At 74.2% G+C, this 872-nt stretch carries 1 protein-coding gene; it reads left to right on the top strand.

Annotated features, from left to right (window positions below; all coding sequences use genetic code 11):
• Positions 1-872: acyltransferase domain-containing protein (locus tag D7Y13_RS41810; RefSeq protein WP_147452660.1), on the top strand; the 872-nt coding region annotated here is incomplete at both ends.

The raw sequence follows: 872 nt of genomic DNA, 5'->3' as shown, positions 1-872 counted from the left end.
AAGCCGGCGGCCACGACGAAGGGCACGAACCGCGCGCCGCGCGTGGCGTTCGTGTTCTCCGGCCAGGGTGCGCAGCAGGTAGGCATGGGGCGCGAGCTGGCGGAGGCCTCGCCGCTGTTCCGCGCGCACCTGGACGCGTGCCTCGCGCTGATGGACGCGCCGCTGCGTGAGCGCGTGTCGGCATTGCTGCGGCCGGCGGAGGGCGCGGACGTCACGGCGAGCCTCGCGGACACGCGCGTGGCGCTGCCCGCGTTGTTCAGCGTGCAGGTGTCGCTGGCGCTGCTGTGGAAGGACCTGGGCGTGGCACCGCATGCGGTGCTGGGCCACAGCTTCGGGGAGTACGCGGCGGCGTGCGTCGCGGGCGTGCTGTCCCTGGAGGACGGGATGCGGCTGGCGGTGGCGCGCGGGGAGCTGATGCACCGCATGCCGCCGGGGGCGATGCTCGCGGTGGCGCTGCCGGAGACGCAGGTGGTGCCGATGCTGACGGGCCGGCTGACGCTCGCGGCCGTGAATGCGCCGGACCGGTGCGTGGTGTCCGGGCCGGTGGAGGAAGTGGAGCGGCTGAAGGAGGAATTGGAGCGCCGCAAGGCGGGGGCGGTGCGGATGCCCGCGCCGCATGCGTTCCACTCGGCGGACGTGGAGCCCCTGATGCCGGAGCTGGCGCGGGTGGTAGGTTCGCTCCACCGCTCCGAGCCGACGGTGCGCTACGCGTCCAGCCTCACGGGCACGTTCGTGCGTCCGGGGCAGCTGACGGCGCCGGGGTACTGGACGGAGCAGATGCGCCAGCCGGTGCGCTTCACCGACGCGGTGGGTGCGCTGCTGGAAGAGGGCTGCGGGGTGTTGCTGGAGGTGGGGCCCGGCCAGGACCTCAC

It is taken from the genome of Corallococcus praedator, from assembly GCF_003612125.1.
Taxonomy (GTDB): Bacteria; Myxococcota; Myxococcia; order Myxococcales; family Myxococcaceae; genus Corallococcus; species Corallococcus praedator.
This window is presented reverse-complemented; position numbering and strand designations above follow the sequence as displayed.